This window comes from Achromobacter sp. Marseille-Q0513 (genome assembly GCF_018195695.1).
Classification (GTDB): domain Bacteria; phylum Pseudomonadota; class Gammaproteobacteria; order Burkholderiales; family Burkholderiaceae_B; genus Achromobacter.
The window spans coordinates 1-7910 of the sequence record NZ_JAGTJY010000236.1; the positions used below are offsets into that span (position 1 = coordinate 1).

The 7910-nt window shown below is 68.9% G+C and carries 5 protein-coding genes; 4 read left to right on the forward strand and 1 reads right to left on the reverse strand.

All coding sequences use genetic code 11. From position 1 onward, the window contains the following. The 4 genes from KDH83_RS28000 to KDH83_RS28015 all read left to right on the forward strand — a co-directional run. Positions 1-1179, forward strand: a 1179-nt coding sequence (locus KDH83_RS28000) for a M20 family metallo-hydrolase (RefSeq protein ID WP_212321757.1), incomplete at its 5' end; no start/stop codon positions are given. An 18-nt stretch (positions 1180-1197) separates the two neighbouring features. Then, positions 1198-2151, forward strand: coding sequence for an N-carbamoyl-D-amino-acid hydrolase (locus KDH83_RS28005; RefSeq protein WP_212321759.1), 954 nt, complete (start codon positions 1198-1200; stop codon positions 2149-2151). A gap of 145 nt (positions 2152-2296) precedes the next feature. Next, positions 2297-3628, forward strand: coding sequence for an MFS transporter (locus tag KDH83_RS28010; protein ID WP_212321760.1), 1332 nt, complete (start codon positions 2297-2299; stop codon positions 3626-3628). Between the two features lie 60 nt (positions 3629-3688). Then, the gene (locus KDH83_RS28015; protein WP_212321761.1) at positions 3689-4831 is read left to right on the forward strand and encodes a YgeY family selenium metabolism-linked hydrolase; all 1143 of its coding nucleotides are present in this window, start codon (positions 3689-3691) and stop codon (positions 4829-4831) included. A gap of 21 nt (positions 4832-4852) precedes the next feature. Here KDH83_RS28015 and KDH83_RS28020 read toward each other — a convergent pair. Then, a partial coding sequence (locus KDH83_RS28020) for an error-prone DNA polymerase (RefSeq protein WP_212321764.1) occupies positions 4853-7910 on the reverse strand: 3058 nt, incomplete at its 5' end.

The window sequence follows — 7910 nt, forward strand, 5'->3', positions numbered from 1 at the left end:
CTGGCGCAGGTCGGCGCCATCGAGGGCGGCGGCGTGTGCCGCCTGGCGCTGACCGAGGCCGATCGGCAAGGGCGCGATCTGGTGGTGCGATGGATGCGCGAGGCAGGCCTGGCCGTGACGATAGACGGGATCGGCAACGTGGTGGGCGTGCGCGCCGGCCAGCACGCCCAGGTTACCGTCGTAGCGGCCGCCAGTACGCACCGTGTCGATATGCGAGCCGGTCATCACGGGCGGCCCGTCCTGCTGGCCGGGCTGGAAGTGATCGCGGCCTTGAACGATGCCGGCGTGGTGACGCGACGGCCGGTCGCGGTGGCCTTCTTCACCAACGAGGAAGGCGCGCGCTTCGCGCCCGACATGATGGGCAGCCTGGTCTTCCAGGGCGATTTGCCGCTGGCGCAGGCGCTGGCCACCGTGGGCATCGACGGCACCTCGGTGGGTGAGAACCTGGCGCGCATCGGCTACGCCGGCACGGCGGCCACCGGCAACAACCGCGTGCATGCCTTTGTCGAGCTGCATGTGGAGCAGGGGCCGGTGCTGGAGCATGAGGAATACACCATCGGCGCGGTGACGGGAGTGCAGGGCATCCACTGGATCGAGTTCACGCTGCGCGGCGTGTCCAATCATGCCGGGACCACGCCGATGGCCTTGCGCCACGATGCCGGCATCGTGGCCGCCCGCATCGCCTGCTTCGCCCGCGACCTGACGCGCGAGATGGGCGAGGGGCAGCTGGCGACGGTCGGGCAGGTGGAGCTGTTCCCCAATCTGATCAACGTCATTCCCAATCGCGCGACCTTCACGCTGGATTTGCGCAACACGGACGGGACCGCCTTGCGGCAAGCGATTGACCGCTGCATGGCGTATGCGGAGCAGGCCGCGGCCGAGGAGGGCGTGGCGCTGACCCATCGGGTGCTGGCGGATTTCGAGCCGGTCGCGTTCGACCCGGCCATCGTCGGCCGGGTCGAGTCGATCGCGCGCGAGCACGGCCACCGCGTGCGGCGGCTGCCCAGCGGCGCGGGCCACGATGCCCAGATGCTGGCGCGCATGTGCCCGACAGGCATGGTGTTCGTGCCCAGCGTCGGCGGCCTGTCGCACAACGTCGCGGAATTCACCCATGACCACGATATCGAGGCGGGCGCCGGCGTGCTGCTGGCCTTGATGCTCGAACTCGCAGAACAATGAAACCGTAGGAGAAGCAACATGTCACGCATCATCAACGTCGCGGCCGCGCAACTCGGGCCGATCCAGCGCAGCGATAGCCGCCGCGATGTCGTCGAGCGCCTGCTGGCGCATCTGCGCCAGGCGCACGCCATGGGGTGTCAGTTGGTGGTCTTTCCTGAGTTGGCGCTCACGACTTTCTTTCCGCGCTGGTACATGGAGGATCCGGCCGAACTGGATGCCTTCTATGAAAGCGAGATGCCGGGTCCGCAGACCCAGGTCTTGTTCGACACGGCGCGCAAGCTGGGTATCGGGTTCTACCTGGGCTATGCCGAGCTGGTGGTCCAGGGCGGCGTCAAGCGCCGTTTCAATACCTCAATCCTGGTGGGGCAGGACGGCGCCATGATCGGGAAGTACCGCAAGGTCCATCTGCCCGGACATGACGAGCATGAGCCGTGGCGCGCCTTCCAGCATCTGGAAAAGCGCTACTTCGAGCCGGGCGGCGAATTCGGCGTCTGGCGGGGCTTTGGCGGCGTGATGGGCATGGCCTTGTGCAATGACCGCCGCTGGTCGGAAACCTATCGTGTGATGGGCCTGCAAGGGGCCGAGATGATCCTGCTCGGCTACAACACGCCGGTGCACAACCCCCCCGCGCCGGAACATGACGACCTGTCCATGTTCCACAACCACCTGGTCATGCAGTCGGGCGCCTATCAGAACGGCACCTGGGTGGTGGGCGTGGCCAAGGCAGGCAAGGAAGAGGGCTGCGAAATGATCGGCGGCAGCTGCATCATCGCGCCGTCGGGCGAGATCGTGGCCGCCTGCTCGACCAAGGGCGATGAGCTGGCGATCGCGCGTTGCGACCTGGATCTCTGCCTGTCCTACAAAAAAACGACCTTCAACTTCGATCGGCACCGGCGTCCCGAGGCGTACGGCCTGATCACGCAACGCAGAGGCGCGATGGAACCCGCGCCGGGGGTGGCGATCATCGCCTAGCCCGCGGCGCGGCCAGCGCGGACGGCCCCAGGGCCGTCCGCAAGACCCGGCCGGACGTTTCCTTCCCATATAAAAAACATGCGGGCGCCACGCGCGCCTGCAGGGGAGCGTGCGGCCTGAAAATACAGACCCCAAGGTGGAAAACATGGATCAGTCAATCAAGCCCGTCGCGGCTTCCCCGGTTGCCGGGGGCGCGTCCCCGGCGGCGGAGCGGGACAATGCGCTGTATCGGAAGGTGGCGTGGCGCTTGCTGCCGTTCTTGATGGTGTGCTACATCGCGGCATTCCTGGACCGCGTGAATGTCGGTTTCGCCAAGTTGCAGATGCTGGACGACCTCAAGTTCAGCGAGGCCGTATATGGGTTGGGCGCGGGAATTTTCTTCATCGGCTACTTCCTGTTCGAAGTGCCAAGCAATGTGCTGATGCACCGCATCGGCGCCAAGAAGACGCTGGCGCGCATCATGATCCTGTGGGGCCTGATTTCCGCGGCCATGGCGCTGACGCAAACACCTACGCAGTTCTACATGCTGCGTTTCCTGTTGGGCGCGGCCGAGGCTGGCTTCTATCCGGGCATCATTCTCTATCTGACCTATTGGTTTCCGTCGAGCCGGCGCGGCCAGATCGTGGCCGTGTTCATGACGGCCGTGCCGTTCGCGGGCATCCTGGGCGGGCCGCTGTCCGGCTGGGTCATGGAGGCATTCCACCAGACCAGCGGCCTGGCCGGCTGGCAATGGATGTTCATCATCGAGGCGATTCCGTCCGTGCTGCTGGGCGTGGCGGTGCTCTGGTACCTGGACGATCGCATCGGCGAGGCGCGCTGGCTGTCGGAGGCGGAGAAGGCGCGGCTGAACCATAACCTGTCGAGCGAGCAGGCCGCCCGTGGCGAGCATGTATCGCTGCTGCGGCTGTTGCGGGACCGGCGGGTGGTTCATATGGCGCTGATCTGCTATTGCACCGTGTCCAGCCTGTCCGGCCTGGCGTTCTGGGTGCCGTCGGTAATCCGCTCCACCGGCGTCGTGTCCCTGCTGGATGTGGGGCTGCTGACGGCGGTGCCGAACGTGTGCGCGGTGATTTCCATGGTGCTGGTGTGCCGCCATTCGGACGCGACACGGGAGCGCCGCTGGCACATGATCGTGCCCTTCCTGATCGGCGGGACCGGCCTGGCGCTGAGCACGCTGTTCAGTCACAACCCGATGCTGGCGGTGGTGATGCTGTCCGTGGCGGCCGCTGGCTGCATGGTGTGTTCGCCGCTGTTCTGGAGCCTGCCGACCGCCTTCCTGGAAGGCAAGAGCGCCGCCGCGGGCATCGCCGGCATCAATTCGTTCGCCGGACTGGCGGCTTTCGTCAGTCCCTATGCGATCGGCTGGATCAAGGATCTGACCGGCTCCACCGACTGGGGCATGTACTTCCTGGCCAGTTTCACGCTGATCGGCGCGGTGCTGGTGTATCGCGTGCCCAAGGCGCTGGTGAATCGCTAGTGTGCTGTTTTCTCAAGGATGGGCGCGGTTCGCCCATCCGCTACTTCGACAGGAATCATGATGACATTGGATGTAGTGGCGTTGACGCAGGCGATGGTGCGCATTCCCAGCCTTTCCGGCCAGGAAAGCGAAATGGCGGCCTTGATGGGCGCGGTCATGCGCGAGGCGGGGTTCGACCCGGTCACGATCGACCGAAATGGATCGGTGCTGGGCCTGATCGGCCCGCGCGATGCGGAAGTGGCCTTGCTGTTCGACGGGCACATGGATGTGGTGCCGGTCACGGGCAGCTGGCGCTCGGATCCGTTCGGCGGCGAGATCCGCGACGGCCGGCTGCATGGGCGCGGCAGCACCGACATGAAGGGCGGCATTGCCGCGGCGATCTGTGGCGTCGCGGCGGCGGCGCGCTCGGGCCTGAAACGCCGCGTGGCCGTGTCGGCCAGCGTGCTGGAAGAGATCATCGAAGGCCATGCGCTGGCCTCGGTGCTCGACGTCTGCACGCCGCAGGCCGTCGTGATCTGCGAGCCGTCGAAACTCCAGATCAAGGCTGGGCAGAAAGGGCGGGTGGAACTGCTGCTGACCTTCCACGGCAAGCCGGCGCACGCCGCGACGCCGCATGTCGGCGTCAATCCCCTGCATGCGGCCGCCAAGGCGCTGACCGTGCTGGAAACACTGCCCCTGCCGCATGACGATGTGCTGGGGCAGGCGCTGCTGGTTCCTACCGACATCGTGTCTGATCCCTATCCGTCGATTTCCATGATCCCGGGTGCGGTGACGATCCGCTTCGACCGGCGCACCGTCTCGGGCGAGCGCCTGGAGGACGTGCTGGCGCAGATCCGCGGGCACCTGACCGGACACGGCCTGTCTGATTTCACCCTGGCGGTGAGCGAGGGCCGGGTGGAAACCTATACGGGCCAGCATGCCACGCCGCCGCGCTGGCTGCCGGGGTGGCGCTGCGATGGCGATACGGCGCTGCTGGCCGCCGTGCGCGCGGCCGTCAGCGCCAGTGGCAGGGAGCCGCTGGTGGGCGCCTGGCCGTTCTGCACCAACGGCTCGGAATCCGCCGGACGGCGCGGCATTCCAACGATCGGCCTGGGGCCGGGCAACGAAGAGGACGCCCACACGATCGATGAGTCGATTGCGTTGGAGCAGCTGGAAGGCGCCCGAGATATCTACCGGAACCTGGTGCTCGCCGTGTGCGGTTGAGAGGCTGGCCGCAAGCGGGCCTCAATGGAAGTTCCGGCTCTGCGTGCTCAGCCCGCCCAGCAGCTCGGACATATCCACCAGCCGCTGCGCGATCAGGTGGCGCACGCCGTCCACGTTCTGCCAGGCGCCATAAACGCCCAGCAGGCTGGAGCCGAGCAGCTCGCGGCGCTGGCGTTCGATCAGCTCGGTGCGGACCACCACGTTGACCGGGCCGGTCTCGTCCTCCAGCGTCACGAAGATCACGCCCTTGGCGGTCTGCGGCCGCTGCCGCACGGTGACGATGCCGCAGGCGCGCGCCACGCGCCGGTGCGGATAGGTGTTGAGCACGGCGGCGGGCTGGAAGTTGCGCGCGGCCAGTTGCGGGCGCAGCAGGGCCACCGGATGGCTGCGCAGGGTCAGTCCGACGCTGCGGTAGTCGGCGGCCACCGATTGGCCTTCGTCCGGCGCGCTGAGCGCCGGGGCCTGGACGTCATGGATGGCGGCGTGCCTGAGCAGGTCGCGGCTGCTGGCGCTGGCGGCGGCTTCCCAGCTGGCCTGGCGGCGGTGGCCGGCCAGCGTGCGCAGCGCGTCGCCGGCGGCCAGCGCGTTCAGCTCGTGGCGCGTGAGTGCGGCGCGGCGCGCCAGGTCGCCGGTGTCGGCATAGGGCGCCTGCGCGCGCGCGGCCTCGATGCGCCGGGCCGCTTCCTCGCGCAGGCCCTGGACCAGGCTCAGGCCCAGGCGCACGGCGGGGCGCGGCTCGCCGGCGGGCGGCGCGTGGGGATGGGCCCGGCGCGGGGTGGCAAGGGCCTCGGGCGGCGGCGCTTCCAGCGCCGAATCCCAGCCGCTGTGCACCACGTCGGGCGGCAGCACGCGCACGCCGTGGCGGCGGGCGTCCTGCACCAGCTGGGCCGGCGCGTAGAAGCCCATGGGCTGGGAATTGAGCAGGGCGGCCAGGAAGGCCTCGGGCTCGTGGCGCTTGAGCCAGGAGCTGGCGTAGGCCAGCAGCGCGAAGCTGGCGGCGTGGCTTTCGGGAAAGCCGTATTCGCCGAAGCCCTCGATCTGGCGGAACAAGGCTTCGGCGAAGTCCAGCGTGTAGCCGTGGGCCAGCAGGCCGCCGACCAGCTTGACGCGGTATTTGTCGACGCCGCCCTTGCGCTTCCAGGCGGCCATGGAGCGGCGCAGCTGGTCGGCGTCGCCGGGCGTGAAGCCGGCGGCCACCACGGCGATCTGCATGACCTGTTCCTGGAAGATGGGCACGCCCATGGTGCGCGAGAGCACGTCGCGCACCTTTTCGCTGGGATAGGTTTCGTCTTCCTTGCCCTGGCGCCGGCGCAGGTAGGGATGCACCATGCCGCCCTGGATCGGCCCCGGCCGCACGATGGCCACCTGCACCACCAGGTCGTAGTACTTGCGCGGCCGCAGCCTGGGCAGCATGCTCATCTGCGCGCGCGACTCGATCTGGAACACGCCGATGGTGTCGGCGTCGCAGATCATGTCGTAGGTAGGATCGTCGCCCGGCGGGATGTCCTGCAGCCGCAGCGGCGCGCCGCGACGCAGGCCGGCCAGCTCCAGCGTGCGGCGCAGCGCCGACAGCATGCCCAGCGCCAGCACGTCGACCTTCAGCAGCTTGAGCGCGTCCAGGTCGTCCTTGTCCCACTGCACCACGCTGCGGTCGGGCATGGCGGCGTTCTCGATCGGCACCAGGCGCGAGAGCTTGCCGCGCGAGATCACGAAGCCGCCCGGGTGCTGCGACAGGTGGCGCGGAAAGCCCATCAGCGTCTGCGCCAGCCAGGCCCATTGCCGCGCCACGCGCGAGTCCGGGTCCAACCCGCAGGCGCCCAGCGTGCGCAGCATTTCCTTCTTGCCATCCCACCACTGGTGCGCGCGCGCCACCGCGTCGATCACGCCGTTGTCCACGCCCAGCGCGCGGCCGGTGTCGCGCAGCACGCTGCGCGGCCGATAGGAGATGACCACCGCGGTCAGCGCGGCGCGGTCGCGGCCGTACTTGTCGTAGATGTACTGGATCACTTCCTCGCGGCGCTGGTGTTCGAAGTCCACGTCGATGTCGGGCGGCTCGTTGCGTTCCTTGCTGATGAAGCGCTCGAACAGCGCGTGGCCGCGTATCGGGTCGACCTCGGTGATGCCCAGGCAATAGCAGACGGCCGAGTTGGCGGCCGAGCCGCGGCCCTGGCACAGGATGCCCTGGCCGCGCGCGTACTGGACGATGTCGTAGACGGTCAGGAAGTACGCCTCGTATTGCAGGTCGCGGATCAGGCCCAGCTCTTTCTCGATCTGCGTGGCGATCGCCTCGGGCACGCCCTGCGGGAAGCGGCGCGCGGCGCCGGCCTGCGTCTCCTGGCGCAGGTAGGTGGCGGGCGTGTGGCCCGGGGGCACGATCTCGTCCGGATATTCGTAGCGCAGTTCGTCCAGCGAGAAGCCGCAGCGCCGCGCCACCGCCAGCGTCTGCGCCAGCGCCTCGGGCGGGTACAGGCTGGCCAGCCGCATGCGCGTGCGCAGGTGGCGCTCGGCGTTGCCGGCCAGCGCATAGCCGCAGCGCGACACCGGCTGGTGGCTGCGGATGCCGGCCAGCGTGTCGTGCAGTGGCTGGCGCGAGCGCAGGTGCATCTGGACCTGGCCCAGCGCCACCAGCGGCAGCCCGGCTTCCTGCGCGGCCGCCACGGTGGCGTCGCGGTGCAGATCCTCGCGGGAACGGTGCAGCAGGGTCAGGCCGATCCAGGCACGGCGCGGGAACACGCGCGCCAGCCAGCGCGCCTGCTCGGCGACGCGGGCGGCGTCGGCGCCGTACTCGGGCGCCAGGATGGCCAGGCATTCGGGCAGGCCGCGCAGATGTTCGCAGCCGGGCGGCGGATCGGTGAAGTCCTCGGGCGCCAGCCGGTACTCGCCCTTGGGCGCGCGCGAGCGCGCCAGCGTGATCAGCTCGGACAGGTTGCCGTAGCCCTCGCGCGTCTGCGCCAGCAGGGTCAGGCCCAGCGGCGCGGCGTCGGGCGCTGCGCGCAGCTGGAAGCAGGCGCCGATGAGCAGCGGCAGGTTGAGCTTCTTGGCCTCCATGTGCGCGCGCACCACGCCGGCCAGGCTGCAC